Annotated in this window: 15 protein-coding genes and 1 pseudogene; 8 read left to right on the top strand and 8 right to left on the bottom strand. The window is 73.7% G+C overall.

Going from position 1 to position 16,050, the window contains the following annotated elements:
* Nucleotide 1 precedes the first annotated feature (1 nt).
* The gene (gene scpA / locus ACFWVV_RS06985) at nt 2–2,230 is read right to left on the bottom strand and encodes a methylmalonyl-CoA mutase (protein WP_384348973.1); all 2,229 of its coding nucleotides are present in this window, start codon (nt 2,228–2,230) and stop codon (nt 2–4) included.
* Complete coding sequence (locus ACFWVV_RS06980; protein WP_384348976.1) at nt 2,230–4,140, bottom strand: methylmalonyl-CoA mutase family protein; 1,911 nt, start codon at nt 4,138–4,140, stop codon at nt 2,230–2,232. The genes scpA and ACFWVV_RS06980 overlap by 1 nt, the downstream gene beginning before the upstream one ends.
* Before the next feature lie 171 nt (nt 4,141–4,311).
* Here ACFWVV_RS06980 and ACFWVV_RS06975 point away from each other — a divergent pair, with 171 nt between their 5' ends.
* The gene (locus ACFWVV_RS06975; RefSeq protein ID WP_384348979.1) at nt 4,312–4,914 is read left to right on the top strand and encodes a hypothetical protein; all 603 of its coding nucleotides are present in this window, start codon (nt 4,312–4,314) and stop codon (nt 4,912–4,914) included.
* A gap of 43 nt (nt 4,915–4,957) precedes the next feature.
* Here the strand turns inward: ACFWVV_RS06975 and ACFWVV_RS06970 are convergent, their stop codons facing one another.
* Both ACFWVV_RS06970 and ACFWVV_RS06965 read right to left on the bottom strand, forming a co-directional pair.
* Nucleotides 4,958–5,386: a VOC family protein gene (locus ACFWVV_RS06970; RefSeq protein WP_384348981.1), complete on the bottom strand. Its 429-nt coding sequence runs from the start codon at nt 5,384–5,386 to the stop codon at nt 4,958–4,960.
* Nucleotides 5,387–5,525: 139 nt separating this feature from the next.
* The gene (locus ACFWVV_RS06965) at nt 5,526–6,200 is read right to left on the bottom strand and encodes a maleylpyruvate isomerase family mycothiol-dependent enzyme (protein WP_384348983.1); all 675 of its coding nucleotides are present in this window, start codon (nt 6,198–6,200) and stop codon (nt 5,526–5,528) included.
* A gap of 71 nt (nt 6,201–6,271) precedes the next feature.
* On the opposite strand from ACFWVV_RS06965, the pseudogene ACFWVV_RS06960 reads away from it, so the two are divergent.
* Nucleotides 6,272–7,213, top strand: a pseudogene (locus ACFWVV_RS06960) (LysR family transcriptional regulator); the annotation flags it as partial.
* Here the strand turns inward: ACFWVV_RS06960 and ACFWVV_RS06955 are convergent.
* Entirely contained in the window at nt 7,202–8,332 is a 1,131-nt protein-coding gene (locus ACFWVV_RS06955) for an enoyl-CoA hydratase/isomerase family protein (RefSeq protein ID WP_384348986.1), read from the bottom strand. The pseudogene ACFWVV_RS06960 and the gene ACFWVV_RS06955 sit on opposite strands and share 12 nt — an antisense overlap.
* Nucleotides 8,333–8,697: 365 nt before the next feature.
* Between ACFWVV_RS06955 and ACFWVV_RS06950 the strand changes: the two genes are divergently transcribed.
* Nucleotides 8,698–9,066 carry a hypothetical protein gene (locus ACFWVV_RS06950; protein WP_384348989.1) on the top strand — a complete coding sequence of 123 codons (369 nt, stop codon included), beginning with the start codon at nt 8,698–8,700 and terminating at the stop codon, nt 9,064–9,066.
* 97 nt (nt 9,067–9,163) lie between these two features.
* Nucleotides 9,164–9,385, top strand: coding sequence for a hypothetical protein (locus tag ACFWVV_RS06945; protein ID WP_384348991.1), 222 nt, complete (start codon nt 9,164–9,166; stop codon nt 9,383–9,385).
* A gap of 70 nt (nt 9,386–9,455) precedes the next feature.
* On the opposite strand, the gene ACFWVV_RS06940 is transcribed toward ACFWVV_RS06945, so the two are convergent.
* Nucleotides 9,456–9,944: a GNAT family N-acetyltransferase gene (locus tag ACFWVV_RS06940; RefSeq protein ID WP_384348993.1), complete on the bottom strand. Its 489-nt coding sequence runs from the start codon at nt 9,942–9,944 to the stop codon at nt 9,456–9,458.
* A 148-nt stretch (nt 9,945–10,092) separates the two neighbouring features.
* On the opposite strand from ACFWVV_RS06940, the gene ACFWVV_RS06935 reads away from it, so the two are divergent.
* Nucleotides 10,093–11,652, top strand: coding sequence for an MFS transporter (locus ACFWVV_RS06935; RefSeq protein WP_384348996.1), 1,560 nt, complete (start codon nt 10,093–10,095; stop codon nt 11,650–11,652).
* A 294-nt stretch (nt 11,653–11,946) separates the two neighbouring features.
* On the opposite strand, the gene ACFWVV_RS06930 is transcribed toward ACFWVV_RS06935, so the two are convergent.
* A complete protein-coding gene (locus tag ACFWVV_RS06930) occupies nt 11,947–12,243 on the bottom strand; it encodes a hypothetical protein (protein ID WP_384348999.1) in 297 nt (98 codons plus the stop codon).
* A gap of 132 nt (nt 12,244–12,375) precedes the next feature.
* On the opposite strand from ACFWVV_RS06930, the gene ACFWVV_RS06925 reads away from it, so the two are divergent.
* Nucleotides 12,376–12,567, top strand: coding sequence for a hypothetical protein (locus ACFWVV_RS06925; protein WP_384349001.1), 192 nt, complete (start codon nt 12,376–12,378; stop codon nt 12,565–12,567).
* Between the two features lie 147 nt (nt 12,568–12,714).
* On the opposite strand, the gene ACFWVV_RS06920 is transcribed toward ACFWVV_RS06925, so the two are convergent.
* Nucleotides 12,715–13,134, bottom strand: a complete 420-nt coding sequence (locus ACFWVV_RS06920; RefSeq protein WP_384349004.1) for a CBS domain-containing protein — start codon at nt 13,132–13,134, stop codon at nt 12,715–12,717.
* A 529-nt stretch (nt 13,135–13,663) separates the two neighbouring features.
* On the opposite strand from ACFWVV_RS06920, the gene ACFWVV_RS06915 reads away from it, so the two are divergent.
* A complete protein-coding gene (locus ACFWVV_RS06915) occupies nt 13,664–14,779 on the top strand; it encodes a MerR family transcriptional regulator (protein WP_384349007.1) in 1,116 nt (371 codons plus the stop codon).
* Nucleotides 14,780–15,106: 327 nt separating this feature from the next.
* A complete protein-coding gene (locus tag ACFWVV_RS06910; protein WP_384349098.1) occupies nt 15,107–16,003 on the top strand; it encodes a DUF72 domain-containing protein in 897 nt (298 codons plus the stop codon).
* Nucleotides 16,004–16,050: the final 47 nt, after the last annotated feature.

The following is a 16,050-nucleotide window of genomic DNA, read 5'->3' as shown; positions in this document are numbered from 1 at the left end:
GTCAGTCCTCCGTGGCGTCGGCCGCTGCGGCGAGCTCGTGCCCCAGGTCCGCCGCGAGCCGCGTCACCAGGTCGTGGGCGGCGTCCGGGATGACCGTGCCGGGCGGGAAGACTGCCGTGGCACCCGCCTCGTGCAGCGCGGGAACGTCCTGCGGCGGGATCACTCCGCCGACGACGATCATCACGTCCTCCCGGCCCTCCGCCGCCAGCTCCGCCCGCAGCGCCGGCACCAGCGTGAGGTGCCCGGCGGCGAGGGAGGAGACACCGACGATGTGCACGTCCGCCTCCACGGCCTGCCGCGCCACCTCCGCCGGCGTCTGGAACAGCGGGCCGACGTCCACGTCGAAGCCCAGGTCGGCGAAGGCGGTCGCGATCACCTTCTGGCCGCGGTCGTGCCCGTCCTGGCCCATCTTGGCGACCAGGATGCGCGGACGGCGTCCCTCCGCCACCTCGAAGGCGTCGACCAGCGCGCGGGTGCGCTCCACGGAAGGGGACTCTCCTGCCTCGTTGCGGTACACACCGGCGATCGTACGGATCTGGCCCGCGTGCCGCCCGTACACCGTCTCCAGCGCGTCCGAGATCTCCCCGACGGTCGCCTTCGCCCGCGCGGCGTTCACGGCCAGCGCGAGCAGGTTGTCGTCCAGGCCCTGGGAGCTGCCGCGCTCGGCGGACGCCGTCAGCGCCCGCAGCGCTTCCTGGCAGGCCGCCTCGTCGCGCTCCTCGCGCAGCCGCTTCAGCTTGGCGATCTGCTGCGTGCGCACGGACGAGTTGTCGACCTTCAGGACGTCGATCTTCTCGTCCGTCCCCACCCGGTACTTGTTCACGCCGATGACGGGCTGGCGGCCGGAGTCGATCCGGGCCTGGGTGCGTGCGGCGGCCTCCTCGATACGGAGCTTGGGGATGCCCGCGTCGATCGCCTTCGCCATGCCGCCGGCCGCCTCCACCTCCTCGATGTGCTGCCAGGCGCGCCGCGCCAGGTCGTACGTCAGCTTCTCCACGTACGCCGAGCCGCCCCACGGGTCGATGACCCGGCCGGTGCCCGACTCCTGCTGGAGCAGCAGCTGGGTGTTGCGGGCGATGCGGGCCGAGAAGTCCGTGGGCAGCGCGAGGGCTTCGTCCAGGGCGTTGGTGTGCAGCGACTGGGTGTGGCCCTGGGTCGCGGCCATCGCCTCGATGCAGGTCCGCGGCACGTTGTTGAAGACGTCCTGCGCGGTCAGCGACCAGCCCGAGGTCTGCGAGTGGGTGCGCAGCGAGAGGGACTTGGGGTTCTTGGGATCGAACTGCCTGACCAGCTTCGCCCACAGCAGCCGGGCCGCCCGCAGCTTGGCGACCTCCATGAAGAAGTTCATGCCGATCGCCCAGAAGAAGGACAACCGGGGTGCGAACGCGTCCACGTCCAGGCCCACTTCGAGCCCTGCCCGCAGGTACTCCACACCGTCCGCGAGGGTGTACGCCAGCTCAAGGTCCGCCGTCGCACCGGCCTCCTGGATGTGGTAGCCGGAGATCGAGATGGAGTTGTAGCGCGGCATCTTCTGCGAGGTGTACGCGAAGATGTCGGAGATGATCCGCATCGAGGGCTTCGGCGGATAGATGTAGGTGTTGCGGACCATGAACTCCTTGAGGATGTCGTTCTGGATGGTCCCGGCCAGCTTTTCCGGCGGAACCCCCTGCTCCTCGGCCGCCACGATGTAGAGCGCCAGCACCGGCAGCACGGCGCCGTTCATGGTCATCGACACCGACATCCTGTCCAGCGGGATGCCGTCGAAGAGCTGGCGCATGTCGAGAATCGAGTCGATCGCCACGCCCGCCATGCCGACGTCGCCGGTCACCCGCGGGTGGTCGCTGTCGTACCCGCGGTGCGTGGGCAGGTCGAAAGCGACGGACAGACCCTTCTGGCCGGCCGCCAGATTGCGCCGGTAGAAGGCGTTGGACTCCTCGGCGGTGGAGAAGCCCGCGTACTGGCGGATCGTCCACGGCTGGTTGACGTACATCGTCGGGTACGGGCCGCGCAGGTAGGGCGCCACACCCGGGTACGTGGCGAGGAAGTCCAGGCCCTCGGTGTCCCTGCCGGTGTAGAGCGGCTTCACCGGGATGCCCTCGGGGGTGTCCCAGGCCAGGTCCTCGGTGCTGCGGCCGGTCGACTCCTTCACGGCCGCCCGCCACTGCTCCTCGGAGCCCCCGCCGGCCGGGGTGCCCAGCTCGATCTGCGAGAAGTCGGGAATGCTGCCCATCACTTCACTTCCATACGGTCGAGGACGGAGGTGAGGGTGGCCACCGCGTCCGAGCCGGCGAAGACGAACTCGTCCACCCCGGCACTCCGGTACGACTCTTCGGCTTCCCCGGGGCGGCCCGCCAGGAACACGGTGCGCGCACCCGCCTGCTTCAGGGCGGCCGCCACGTCCGCCGCCTGCTCGGCGTAGAGCGCGTCGCTGGAACAGATGCAGGCGACACTCGCACCGCTCGCCGAGAAGGCCTCGGCCACCGTGTCCGGGCCGATCGTCACGGGGTCGTGCACCGGCTCCACGCCGCCCGCCTGGAAGAGGTTCGCGGCGAAGGTGACCCGCCCGGTGTGCGCGGCGGCCGGGCCGAGCGCGGCGAGGAAGACCTTCGGCCGGGCGCCGGCCGCGGCCAGATGTGCGTCCGAGCGGGCGCGCAGCGCCTCGTACGCCTCGTCGCGGCGCACCCGGGGCAGGCCCCCGGACGGCCGCTGCGGGGCCGGGTCGCGTTCCACGGTCCGCTCGGTGAGCTGCGGGAACTCGCTGACGCCGGTGATGGGCTCGCGCCGCTTGGCCAGCGCCCTGCCGCGCCGCTCCCAGGTGGCGGCGATCCGGTCGCCGATCAGGCCGGTGCGCAGGGCGTCCGCCTGGCCGCCCGCCCGTTCGATCTCCTGGAACCACTCCCAGGCCGCCGCGGCCAGCTCGTCCGTCAGCTGCTCGACGTACCAGGAGCCGCCCGCCGGGTCGACCACCCGGGACAGGTGGGACTCCTCGACGAGGATGGTGGAGGTGTTGCGGGCGATACGCCGCGCGAAGGCATCGGGCAGGCCGATGGCCTGGTCGAAGGGGAGGACCGTCACCGCGTCCGCGCCGCCCACTCCGGCCGCCATGCAGGCGATCGTGGTGCGCAGCATGTTCACCCACGGGTCGCGGCGCGTCATCATCACCGACGACGTGACCGCGTGCTGCCGCTGCCCGCCCGCGTCGGCGGCCCCGCACGCCTCGGCGACGCGGGCCCACAGCCGGCGGGCCGCACGCAGCTTGGCGATGGTGAGGAACTGGTCGGCGGTGGCCGCGTAGCGGAATTCGAGCTGGCGCAGAGCCGCGCCGACGTCCAGGCCGGAGCCGGAGTCCGCAGCGGCCTCGGCCCCGGTGAGGAGACGGAGGTACGCCACGCCGGTCGCCAGGGAGCACCCCAGTTCCTGCGCGGCCGAGCCGCCGGCCTCGTGGTACGGGAGCGCGTCCACCACCAGCGCGCGCACGCCGGGGTACTGACGGGACGTCAACTGGGCGAGGGCCACGGCCGACGCGTCGAGCGCGGGGTCGTGGGTGCCGGTGCGGGCGGCGTGTCCCAGCGGGTCGGCGCCCAGGTTGCCCCGGGCGTCCTCGGGGGCCACCCCTCGGGCCTCGTACAGCCGGAGCAACTCCCGGGCGGCGGCGTCCACGTCCGCCCCCGCCTCCAGCGCCACCGCGGCCAGGTCCAGATAGACCCCGTCCAGGGCCCGCTCCAGGCCGGACACCGGGAGCCCCGCACCGCCGACCGCGAGCCACAGCGAGGACACGCCGTTCTCCAGGTCGCCCAGAACGGCTTCGTTGGTGAGGGCGGGGTCGGGGCGCTCGTGCCGCTGCCGTACGTCCCAGCCGCCGGCCGCCGTCGCACCCGCGGGCGAGGAGCCCCGGGTGTACGGGGCGAAACCGGGCAGCCCGGCACCGTCCGGAGGAACGCCGCCGTCATCGGCGGTGTACAGCGGGCGCGTCGTCAGCCCGTCGTCGAGGGAAGTGGAGAGGGCGTCTTCCGCCGCAGCTCCCGTGACGTCTTTACCCGATTTGCGCAGCACGCCTTCCACCAGGCGCTGCCACTGCTCATGGGTCGCATCAGGGAACTCGGCGGCCAGGGAGAGCCCGTCGTCAGGCAGGACCGTCATGCTCAGATGCTAGGGCAGTGCGCCAAAGGTGCAGCAGGGGTAATCGCTGTGACCTTAACCTCTCCTGACCTGCCTTGATCCCTTCACCCGGATGCCCTACTGGCGCGTAACCTACGCGGGCCGGGACGACGGCCCCGCGGCGCTGTCAGTGCCGCCCCCTAGCCTCGGGGCATGAGCTATTCACTGAGCCTCTACCTGGTGGACCCGTCCAGGGTCCGGTCCGTCATCGGCTCCGGCGACGACAAGCTGCGCCGGATGATGGGCGGCGCCTACAAGGCCGAATTCCCGCGCGACGACGACTACTTCGCCGACGAGATCGAGCGGGGCGCGCCCCAGCGGTACGACGCGCTGTGCGCGGTCGTCGCGGGCGGCCCGTTCGCCGAGGAGTTCGCCTGGCAGTACGGCTACGCGTACGAGATGGTCTGCCGGTTCTTCGGACGCCACCTCTGCAACAACCACTTCTCGCCGTTCCGCAGCGGCTGGCTGGAGGAGGTCGACAAGGGGCTGGCGGAGCTGGGCATCACGGCCGTGGAGGTCTCCGAGTTCAGTTGTGGCTCGTTGCCCGGACCGCTGCCCCGGCCCGACTTCGTACCCGGTTACGGCGAGTGGAGTGCCGAGGAGTGCCGTACCGCGCTCACCCAGTGGCGGGCGAGCACGCCGGAGCAGCGGGACACGCTGGACCCGGACGTGCTGGCCGCCGTCGAGTCGGTCGTGGAGTGGCTGGAGCGGGCGCAGGAGAAGGAAGGGGCGGGAGTGGTCGGCTTCTTCTACTGAGCACGTCCCGCGGGTACGGAGCGGCGAGTGGGCCGAACGGCACTCAGGCGAGCCGCAGTTCGCCCGGGGAGCGGTCCCCGTCGCTGCCGATCGGGGTCCCCACCAGGGAGAAGGGGTGCCCCGCCGGGTCGGAGTAGCGGCGGATGTCCCGGGTGCCGACGGAGTTGTTCTGGGTCTCCAGCGGGCGGGCGCCCAGACCGATCACCTCGCGTTCCGCCTCGTCCATGTCGTCCTGGGCGACCAGGATCCGCAGATGTGCCTGCTGGGAGTCGTCCGGGCGCGGCCAGCTCGGCGGGGCATAGCCGTGGTCGCGGCGGATCGCGAGGTGCACCCCTTCGTGGCCGACGATCTCGACGAAATCCATGTCCTCGCCCCGGCGTGTCTCCGCGTTGAAGAGCTGGGCGTAGAAGTCCGCCAGTTCCTCGGCCTCCGCGCAGTCCAGTACCAGTACGCTCCGCTTCTCCACCGCCATGACTCTGTCCCGCCTTCGCTGCCGCAGTGCGCGCCGCCCTACGGCGCCTCGTGACGACGGTTACCCGCAAGCGGCCGGGAAACGCCGCCGGGGCACCCGGGGCACGAAAGACCGGGAAAGCCCGCGCGGGGCGGTCCGTTCAGGGGCTGGTGAACCGGGCGGCCGCCGCGCCGCGCAGCCGCCCCGGCGGCACCTGCCGCCCGAACAGCAGCACCACGAGGTCCTGCGCCGCACCGCTCAGCACGCTCCCCGTGCCGTACGACCAGTCCAGGTCGTCCGCCTCCAGCCGCACGCCGTCCAGCTTCGCCCCGAAGAACCGGGTGCCGAAGGGGCTGGCCGTGCCCAGCACGATGCGCAGCCGCTCCTGCGGTATCCGGCGGTCCAGGCCCAGCGGGATCGAGATGTCCAGGCCGTGCACCACGTCGTGGCCGAGCGCCGCCGGGTACCCGCCGACGGGCGGCGTCCACGGATGGTGCGCGTTGTCCCGCAGGGCGGCGGTCAGCTCCCGCGTGGACAGCACGGAAGCCTCCCGGCGGGCGACCCGGTCGGTCATCCGGTCCAGGCTGCCGCGCGCCTTCACCAGCTCCTTCAGCACCTTGGGCAGCGGGTACCGGAAACCGAAGGACAGGTGGGCCGCCACCTCGCGCACCCGCCACCCCGCGCACAGCGTCGGCTCGTCCCACCGCTCGGCGGGCAGCGCGTCCAGCAGGTCCGCCAGCTCGCACCGCTCCGCCGCCACGGCGGCCCTGACCGCTGCCCTGTTGACGCCCGCCGCGTCCGCCCCCGTACCCGTCGCATTCCTCGTCTTCCCCATGGGCACAAGGGTGTGGGCGGCCCGACCACAAGTCCAAGAGCGGGTTCTTCTCGCCACTAGCATGATCAGTTATGGAACTCCGGCAGCTCCAGTACTTCGTCACGGTCGTCGAAGAAGCCAACTTCACCCGGGCCGCGGCCCGGCTCCATCTGGCCCAGCCCGGGGTGAGTGCCCAGGTGCGGCAGCTCGAACGGGAGCTGGGCCAGCGCCTGTTGGACCGCAGCGGCCGCACGGTGACCACCACCGAGGCGGGCGAGGCCGTACTGCCCTACGCCAGGGCCGCGCTGGCCGCCGCCGATGCGGTCCGGCACACCGCGGACGAGTTCACCGGGCTGCTGCGCGGCAGGGTCAGGTTCGGCATGGTCTCGGGCGCCCCGCCGGACGCATTCGACGTGGCGTCCGTCCTGGCCGATTTCCACGACGCCCACCCCGGCGTCGAGATCTCCCTCACCGAGGACAGCTCGGACCGGATGCTCGCCGCCCTGCGCCGGGGCGAACTGGACGTTGCCCTGGTCGGTCTGGCGCAGGACGCCCCGCCGGGAGTCGCCGTCCAGGTGGTGGTCGACGAGCCCCTGGTCGCGGTGGTTCCGGCCGGACATGCCCTGGCCGGGGGCGCCGGGGCGGGGCAGCGCGGGTCCGGGGCACGAGCCGGATCCGGCGATGCACCGACCCGGTCCACCGTCGCCCTGGCCGAGCTCCGCGAGCTGCCGCTGATCAGCCTGCCGCGCGGCACCGGCCTGCGCGGCGTGCTCGAACGCGTCTGCGCGGAGGCAGGATTCCGCCCCCGGGTCGCGTTCGAGGCCGCGGCGCCGCCGGTGCTCGTGCAACTGGCCGCGCGCGGTCTCGGGGTGGCGGTGCTCCCCGGGATCCCGGCCGCCACGCTCGGGGCGCACGGACTGCGCGCCCTGGAGATCACCGAGCCCCGGGCACGCGGCCGGATCGGCCTCGTCTGGCCGGCGGCGGGGCCTGCCGGGCCCGCCGCGCGGGCCTTCCTCGGCCTGCTACGGCAGGTGCCGCTCCTCGCCGCGGACACCGGTGGCTGTGCCACCGTCCACACCGCCGACGGCACCCGTGCCGCCGCCCTGGAAGGTGAGGTCCCCTTCGTCGGGAGCGACGAACCACCGGCCGACGGCCCCCGCGGGCACCTCGGCGAGCGTCGCCGGTGACCAGCGCGGATTGCGGTCCTTGTCGACGATCTGCGCGCGTACGCCCTCCACCAGGTCGGGGCCGCGCAGCGCCGCGCAGGACACCCGGTACTCCTGCACCAGCACCTCCTCCAGCGAGCCGAGCGCACGCGCCCTGCGCACTGCCTCCAGGGTCACTTTCACGGCGGTCGGCGACCTGGTGAGGAGCGTCTCGGCGGCTTCCTTCGCCGCCTGCGCCCCGGTGCCGTTGAGCCGGTCCACGATCTCCTCGGCCGTCTCCGCCGAGAAGCAGGCGTCGATCCATTCGCGCGCGGCGGCGAGGTCGCCGGGCCCCGGCTCGGCGTCGTACCGTCGTACGGCCTCCCCGGCCGGCAGGCCGGCCAGGTCCGCGAGGAGCGCCGGCAGACCCTGGGACGGCACGAAGTGGTCGGCGAGCCCGCACAGCAGGGCGTCGGCGGCTCCCACCGCCGCACCGGTCAGCGCGAGATAAGTGCCCAGCTCACCCGGGGCGCGGGCGAGCAGATGCGTACCGCCCACATCCGGTACGAAGCCGATGCCCGTCTCGGGCATGGCGATCCGGGACCGCTCGGTGACGACCCGGACGCCGCCGTGCGCGCTCACCCCGACGCCGCCACCCATCACGATGCCGTCCATGAGGGCGACGTACGGCTTCGGGTAACCGGCGATCCGCGCGTTCAGCCGGTACTCGTCCCGCCAGAACGCCTCCGTCGCCCGCCCGTCGCCGTCCCGGGCGTCGTCGTGGATGGCCCGGATGTCACCGCCCGCGCACAGCCCGCGCCCGCCCGCACCGGAGATCACCACGGTGGCGACGGACGGGTCGCACTCCCAGGCGGCGAGGGTGGCGTCGAGGGTGCGGACCATGGGGTGGGTGAGGGAGTTGAGCGCGCGGGGGCGGTTGAGGACGAGGTGTCCGGCACGGCCCTCGGTCCGTACCAGTACCGGGTCGTCGGAGTGCTGGGGGTGCATGGTCAGTCCTTCGTGCCGGCGGCGGGTGGGGGGTGGCGGGATACGGGCGGACGGCGCGCGGGACGGCGACGGGCAGTCGGACCCGGGCAGCCGGACGGCCTGCCGCGTTGCTGAACCGTCAGGGTAGGCAGGGGGAGCCGGGCGGCTGCCGTCGGGGCGGGGGCCCGGGTGTGGGTGTGGGGTGTGGGATGTGGGGCGGAGCGCCGTAGGGCCGACGGGGCCGCACAGGGCCGGTCGTGCCGCCGGTCGCCCCCTGGGCTTCTCCCCGGCCGACGGGTGTCCGTGCTGCCGAATGGGTTACCACGGTGGGGGGAATCCCGGGGCGGACGGCAGCCGTGCGCCCCGGTTCCGGGCACCTGTGCCCCATGCCCGCCGCGCCCCACCCGCACCGCACGGTGCTCCCGCGCCTCCTCGCCGCACTGCTGAGCCTCGCCGCGGTGCTGGTGCTGTCGGCGGGCGCGGAAGGCGGGCCGGGCACGGAGGTCAGGACCGGCGCCCTGTCCTCGGGGATGCCCGGCCCGCCCGGCGAGGCCGAGGGCGTTCCCGACGCCTCCACGGAGACGGAGCTGCGGCTCCCGCCAGGACCGGCCCGCCGCTCGTCGGCCTGCCCGCCCCACGCGAAGACCCCGCCCACCGGCCGGCCGGACCGCACCCGGCCCGCGGTCCCCGCCCGCACCGCACCGGCCCGGGGCCCCGCCCCGCACGCGGCGCGCAGTGCGGTCCTGCGCTGCTGAGAGGCCCCGCCCCGGTTCCCCGCCGGAGCGCCGCGCCCGTCCCCTGCCCGCACCGGTGCGCGCGGGGTCTCTCCGTACCGCAAAGGACGTCAAAGCCATGCCGATCGACCCCTTCCTCGCCCTGAACGCGATGATCCGCGCCGAGGTGGCCCGCTCCGCGGAGCCGGATGCGCAGCCCCCCGCCCGCCGCGAGTCGCCGGACCCGGCCGCCCCCGCGGGGGAGCGGCAGGCGGCGGCCCCGGCCCGCGACCGGGGCCTGCACCGCGACCGCGACCGGGGCCTGCACCTCGGCCGCGGCAAGGGCCGCGACCTGGGCTGAGCCCCTCCGGCCCGGCCGGGGCGTCGCAGGGACGTCCCGGCCGGGGGCCCGGGGGGCCTGCCGCGCGCGGTCAGAGCGCGCGGTGCATGACGTGCAGTCCCACGTACCCCTGCTCCGGGTGGCGGAAGCCGTCGGGGACGGTGCCGATGACGGCGAACCCGAGCCGCTCGTAGAGGCGTACCGCGTGCGTGTTGGAGGCCGCGACGGCGTTGAACTGCATCGCGCGGAAGCCCTCGGCGCGCGCCCAGTCGAGGGTGTACTCGACGAGGGCGCGGCCCACCCCCCGGCCGCCGTGCGCGGGGTCGACCATGTAGCTGGCGCTGGCGACGTGGGCGCCGTTGCCGTTCTGGTTGTTGTTCATCTTGGCCGTGCCGAGGACGGTGCCGTCGGCGGCGACAGCGACGACCGTGCGCTGCGGTGCGCAGTACATCCACCAGCCCCGGCCGGTCTCCTCATCCAGGTCCAGGGGGAACGTGAAGGTGTCGCCCGCCGCGGTGATCCGGTGGAAGAAGGGCCAGATGGCAGCCCAGTCGTCGGCGGTGGCTTCTCTGATCAGCATCCGGACAGAGTGGGGCTTCCGACCCCCGGACACCACTCCTTTTTCCTGACCCCGCTGTACCTGACGCACCACAGGGGTGGGACATAGACTCTTCTTGTGAGACACTGATGTCTCAGTTGAGTCTCACTAGTCTCGGAATGGATGTCCCATGTCCTCCCCCGCCGCCACCCGGCCCGACGCCGGGTCGGGCGTCCAGGCCCTGGATCCCCGTCGTTGGATCGTGCTGGCGATCCTGTCGGGCAGCCTGCTGCTGATCGCGATGGACACCACGATCCTGAACGTCGCGTTCCCTTCGCTGGTCTCCGACCTGAATCCGGGCTCCGTCGAACAGCTGTGGATCATCGACGTCTACGCGCTCGCCCTGTCCGGCCTGCTCGTCACGGCGGGCGCCCTGGGCGACCGGCTCGGCCGCAAGCGGATGCTGCTGACCGGATTCGCGGTGTTCGCCCTGGCCTCACTGCTCGCGGTGCTCGCCACCGAGGCGTGGCACGTGATCGCCGCCCGCGCGCTCCTCGGCGTCGGCGGCGCGGCGATCATGCCCTCCACCCTGTCAATCCTGCGGCACGTGTTCACCGACGCACGCGAGCGGGCCTTCGCCTTCGCGGTGTGGGCAGCGGTGTTCGGTGGCGGCATGGCGCTCGGCCCGGTGATCGGCGGGCTCCTGGTGGAGGACTTCGGCTGGCACTCGGCCTTCCTGCTGAACCTGCCGGTGGCCGCCGTGGTGATCGCGCTCGGTGCGTGGTTCCTGCCGGAGTCGCACTCGCCCCGCAGCGGCCGCTGGGACTGGTGGGGCGTGGGGCAGTCGATCGTCGGCATGCTCGCCCTCGCGGGCGGCATCAAGCAGCTCGGCAAGAGCGGATTCGCCGACCCGCTGCCGTGGGCGCTGCTCGTACTGGCCGCGGTGGCGCTGACGGTGTTCGTACGCCGCCAGCTCCGGCTGGAGAGTCCGCTGCTCCAGGTCCGCCTGTTCGCCAACCGGTCCTTCTCCATCGCGGCAGTGTCGATCTTCCTCGGCATGGTCGGCATGGGCGCCGTGCTGTTCCTGGTCACGCAGTGGTTCCAGTACGGACAGGGGTACAGCCCGCTGGATGCGGGCATCCGGCTGCTGCCCGCGTCACTGGGTCTCGTACTCACCTCCATGCTGACGCCTTCGCTGATGCAGCGCTTCGAGATCCGGCACCTCCTCGGGTTCGGCCTGGTGGTCATGACGGCCGGTCTGGCCCTGCCGTGGACCGTCCAGCAGTTCGCGGGCATCGGCTACCCGGCGGTCGCCCTCGCCCTGGCCGTCCTCGGCATGGGCGTCGGCATCGCGACGACGGTCGCTTCGGTGACGCTGATGGCGGCGACCCCCGCCCATGACGTCGGCGGTGCCGCGGCCGTGGAGGAGACCTGCTACGAACTGGGCGCGGCACTCGGCGTCGCCATCCTGGGCAGTCTGGCGACCGCGCTGTACCGGTCGAACCTGCCGGCGCTCGACTTGGACGCAGCGGCCGCCGCGTCCGTACGCAGCTCCGTGGGTGAGGCGGCACACCTGGCACAGGGGGTGGGGGGCGACGTCGGCCGGGCCCTGATGGACACCGTCTCGACCGCCTACACGACGGCGATCACCCCGGCCTTCCTGGCCGGCGCGGTGCTGACGCTGGGCGCGGCGGCGGTCGCCTGGGCGTGGATCCCGCGCGACCTCCGGCCGACGGAGAACACGCACTGACACGGGGGCGTGACGTGGAGGACCGTGCCCGGCGCGCACCCGGCACCGCGCTCTCCAGTACTCCGTCGTAGCGGCGCCGCGGCCGCGCTCCAGTACTCCGTCGCAGCGGCGCCGCGGCGCGCGCTCCAGCACTTCCTCGCAGCGGCGGGCCACAGTGGATCGACCGGGCCGGCGCGGTGAGTGACCTTCCACGCCGGCCGCGAAGCCGTCTCTCCTCCGTGCCGAAGTTCCGAATGTGCCGGATCCACCGAGGGGCCGGGTGTCCCGTATCCCGGTCACGGCCGGGAAAGGCCGCTACAAGTCGTCCGTCGGGTCCAGGTCGAGATCGTCCGCGTATTCCTCGCCGGTCTCGTCCCCGGCGGGCTCGTCGGCCTCCGGTTCCTCCTCGGCGAGCAGCTGGTCCAGGGACTCGCCGCGCCGGGCCTCCTCCGCCGTCGTACCGAAGGATTCGGCGGGTGACCAGTGGTCCGGCGGGTCGATGCCGGAATCCAGGGGGTCGTAGCTCAGGTCGTCCGTGATCAGGGTGTCCTCGGCGTCCAGGACGCCGTCGTCCTCGGGCAGATCGCCGGTGTCGCCGTAGTTGTCACTCATGACCACACGCTGCCGCATGCGGGCCGCACACGCATCCCGGAGCCGGGCGCCGCGCCGGAGGTGCGGTCCGCACGGGCGGGCACAAGAATTGCGGGACGAGCCGGAAACCACCGGACGAACCGAGGAGGCGGCATGAGCGACCAGCGACCGGACCCGTCCGAAGTGACCCCGGACAGCGAACTGCACAGTGGCGGCAGCGACGACGTGACCCCCGAGGACCTCGTGCTGGCCTCGGGCCGCGACGTGACGCCGGAAACCCTGGAGTGGGCGCGCAAGCGGCTGGAGAAGGAGGGGCGCGGCGCCATCGAGTCCCAGCTGCCGTGACCTCCCGCCGTGCGGCCGCCAGGTGACCTCTACCCGTACCGCACGCACAGGTGCCTCGCCAGGTGATCTCTCCCCGTACCGCACACAGCTGCCCCGCCCGGATCGACGACCGGGCGGGGCACCTGCGTGCGGGGGGTGCGGGTATGTTCAGCGGCCCGCGTACACGGCGCTGACGAAGGCCACCAGCTGGTCGGCGGGCAGTGCCCGGGCCAGGTCCGCCTCGGTCACCATGCCGACCGGGGCACCGTTGTCCAGGACCAGCAGACGGCGGATGCGGGCGTCGCTCATCACGCGCACCGCCTCGTCGGCGTCGGCGGACACCTCGACCGACAGCGGCTCGCCCTCGGCCAGCTCGCCCGCGGTCTTCTTCGCCGGGTCGTGACCCGCGGCGATGCACTTCACGACGATGTCGCGGTCGGTGATGATGCCGGTCAGTTCCCGGTCGCTGCTCTCCACCGGCAGGGCGCCGATGTGGTGCTCGCGCATGAGCTGGGCGGCCCGGTCGAGGGTTTCGGACGCCGGGATGCAGCGGACGTCGGGGGTCATCAGGTCACGGACGGTGGTCATGGGGGTCCTCCGGAATCTGCGGATGCGGCCACCGTCATGCTGGGCGCGCCGGAGCGCGGCGGCGAGCGCACAAGGTCGTACGGGTGAGGGCGCGCCGCTCAGCCGGGTAACCGGTGCGGGGGTACGGGATCTGCGCAGAGCCATTGCTCCTGCCCCGCACCGCCGACGCCCCCCCGGGCAGCGGCAGCGGGGTCCGGGCCGCCACTGCGCGGGGGCCGGTCGCCCGCGGGAGGTCCGCAGGACGTCCGCGCGGGAAGCCGCCCGGCCCGGGGGAGCCACCTGTGGTGGACCGGGCGACTGGCTGTGTCCGGGCGTCACGGACTGCCTTTCAGCTGTCCGTGACGCCCGTACGACGGGGCGCGGGCCGAAACGATCGACCGCTGTCCGTTCCGTCGCCCTACGGCCTCCGCACGCCTACGGGGGAGGAGGCCCGGGCCCGCGCCCCTGCCGCTCATCCTGCGCCGACCACTCTGTGACGAGTTGCGCGAACCCGGCAACCCGCGTCGGTCGTGCGTCGTATCGTCGGCCCATGAACGGGAACCCGGAGAGCTTCCGGAGCACGGCCACTGCCGGCGAGCGGCGGCGGGAAAGCGCGAGCGGCCTCCGCCAGGACAGCACCGAGGGTCACCCGCAGGGCCTGCCGCGCGACCGGCCGGGGGAGCCCCGGCACACCGCCTCCGCCGGGCTGAGCACCGGCGCCGTCGCCCGCCGTCTGGGCGTCGCACCGACCACCCTGCGCTCCTGGGACCGCCGCTACGGTATCGGCCCCGCCGTCCGCGGCGACGGCAGGCACCGCCGCTGGACCGCCGCCGACGTGGCACTGCTGGAGCGGATGTGCGCCCTGACCGCGCGCGGTGTCCCCCCGGCGGAGGCCGCCCGGCTGGCCAGGGTCCCCGCCGACCGGGCGGGGGCGACCCAGGGAGCGGATCAGGTACCGGGGTACGGGGCTTGGGCGCCGTCGCTCCCCGTGCCCGGCCCGCGTCCCCCGGAGTCCGGCGTCCCGGCCCGCACGGTACGGGGCCTGCGCAATGCCGCCGTCCGGCTCGACTCGCCGACCCTCGACCGGCTGCTCGGCGGCACGGTCCGCACGCACGGCCTCGTCGACGGCTGGCACGAGGCGATGGCACCGGCGCTGCGCGCCATCGGCCGTACCTGGGCCGCCTCGGGGGACGCGGCGGGCGAGCGGTACGTCGAGGCCGAACACCTGCTCTCCTGGCACGTCTCCACCGCCCTGCGGTGCGGCACCCGCCCCAGGGAGGCGGACGACGACCAGCCCGTGCTGCTGGCCTGCCTCCCGGGCGAACTGCACACCCTCGCGCTGGAGGCCCTGGCCGCCGCCCTTGCCGAACGGGGCCTGCCCACCCGGATGTTCGGTGCGGCCGTGCCCCTGCGCGCCCTCTCCGAAGCGGTCCGCCGCACCGGCCCGCGCGCCGTCGTGCTCTGGTCCCAGACCCGCCCCACCGCGGACCGCTCCGTCGTGGCCGGGGTGCGCTCCACGGCGCGCGGCGTCCGCGGAGCCCGCACCCGGCCGGTGGTGCTGGCCGCGGGACCCGGCTGGGCCCGCACCTCCCCGAGCGAGGGCGTGCACCGGCCGCGCGACCTGGCGGCGGCCCTGCGCATCATCGAGGCGGCACCGTCCGGGTGAGGGGCCGGGGCCGCACCGGGCGAGGCACTGGACCGGCCGCCAGGGGTGAGGCGCCGGGGCGGCTGCGTCGGGCGAGGAACGGGGTCGACCGCGTCGGGTGAGGCACTGCGGTGTGCCGCACGGGTGAGGCGCCGGGTCGACCGCGTCGGGCGAGGCACCGCGGTGTGCCGAACGCGTGTCCACTCCCACGTCACTCCTCCAGAGGAGCGTTTCGTCCCCAGTGCTGCGAGGTACCCGCGTCGCGAAGGCCCGCCACCGTAAGGAAGCGCCATCAGCGACCACTGCGAAGCCACCGCCTCCGCCCTCCCCGCCGGACCGGGATCCGGCATCCGGGTGGGCACCTGCTCCTGGACGGACCCCGCCCTGGTCGCCAGCGGGTGGTACCCGCCGGGCGCCAAGGACGCCGAAGGCCGGCTGCGGCACTACGCCCGCCGGTTCCCCGTCGTCGAGGCCGACAGCACCTTCTACGCACTGCCGTCCGAGCGCGTCGCCAAGCTGTGGGCCCAGCGCACCCCGGACGGATTCGTCTTCGACATCAAGGCGTTCGCGCTGCTCACCGGGCACAGCGCCCGCACCGCCGCGCTCCCGCCGCAACTGCGCCCGGCGGCGGAGGGCCGCAACCGGCTGCGCAAACGCGACCTGACGCCCGCCATGGTCACCGAGGTGTGGGAGCTCTTCCACGAGGGCATCGCTCCGCTCCGCGACACCGGGCGCCTGGGCAGCGTGCTGTTCCAGTTCTCGCCGTGGTTCCGGCCCGAGGCGCGCGCCACGGAGTACGTCGCGGAGTGCGCCGAACGCGCCGAAGTGCCGATCAGTGTGGAGTTCCGCCATCCCGGCTGGTTCACCCCCGAGCGCCTCCCCGGCACGCTCGCCCTGCTGCGGGAGCGCGGCATTCCGCTGGTCGCCGTCGACACGGCGCAGGGCCTGCCGGGATCGATGCCGCCGGTCGCCGAGACGACCTCGTCCGAGTTGGCGGTCGTACGGTTCCACGGGCGCAGCCCGCAGTGGGGGACGGGCAGCAAGGAGGACAGCTACCGGCACCGCTACACGGAGGACGAACTGCGGCCCTGGGTCCCGCGCATCCGGGCGCTCGCCGAACGGTCGGCGCGGGTGCACGTCCTGTTCAACAACTGCTGCGCGGACGCCTCGGTGAACGCGGCGCACATGATGGACACGCTGCTGCGCCAGGACGTGCGGGACCCCCGGGGGCAGCTGCCCACGTAGCGCTCCCGGACGTTGTCCGGCCGGGGCAGCCCCTTGATGCGGCGCCC

It is taken from the genome of Streptomyces sp. NPDC058663 (genome assembly GCF_042716745.1).
In the GTDB taxonomy this organism is placed as follows: domain Bacteria; phylum Actinomycetota; class Actinomycetes; order Streptomycetales; family Streptomycetaceae; genus Streptomyces.
Note: the sequence above shows the minus strand (reverse complement) of the source record. Positions and strands in the feature narration are given on the sequence as shown.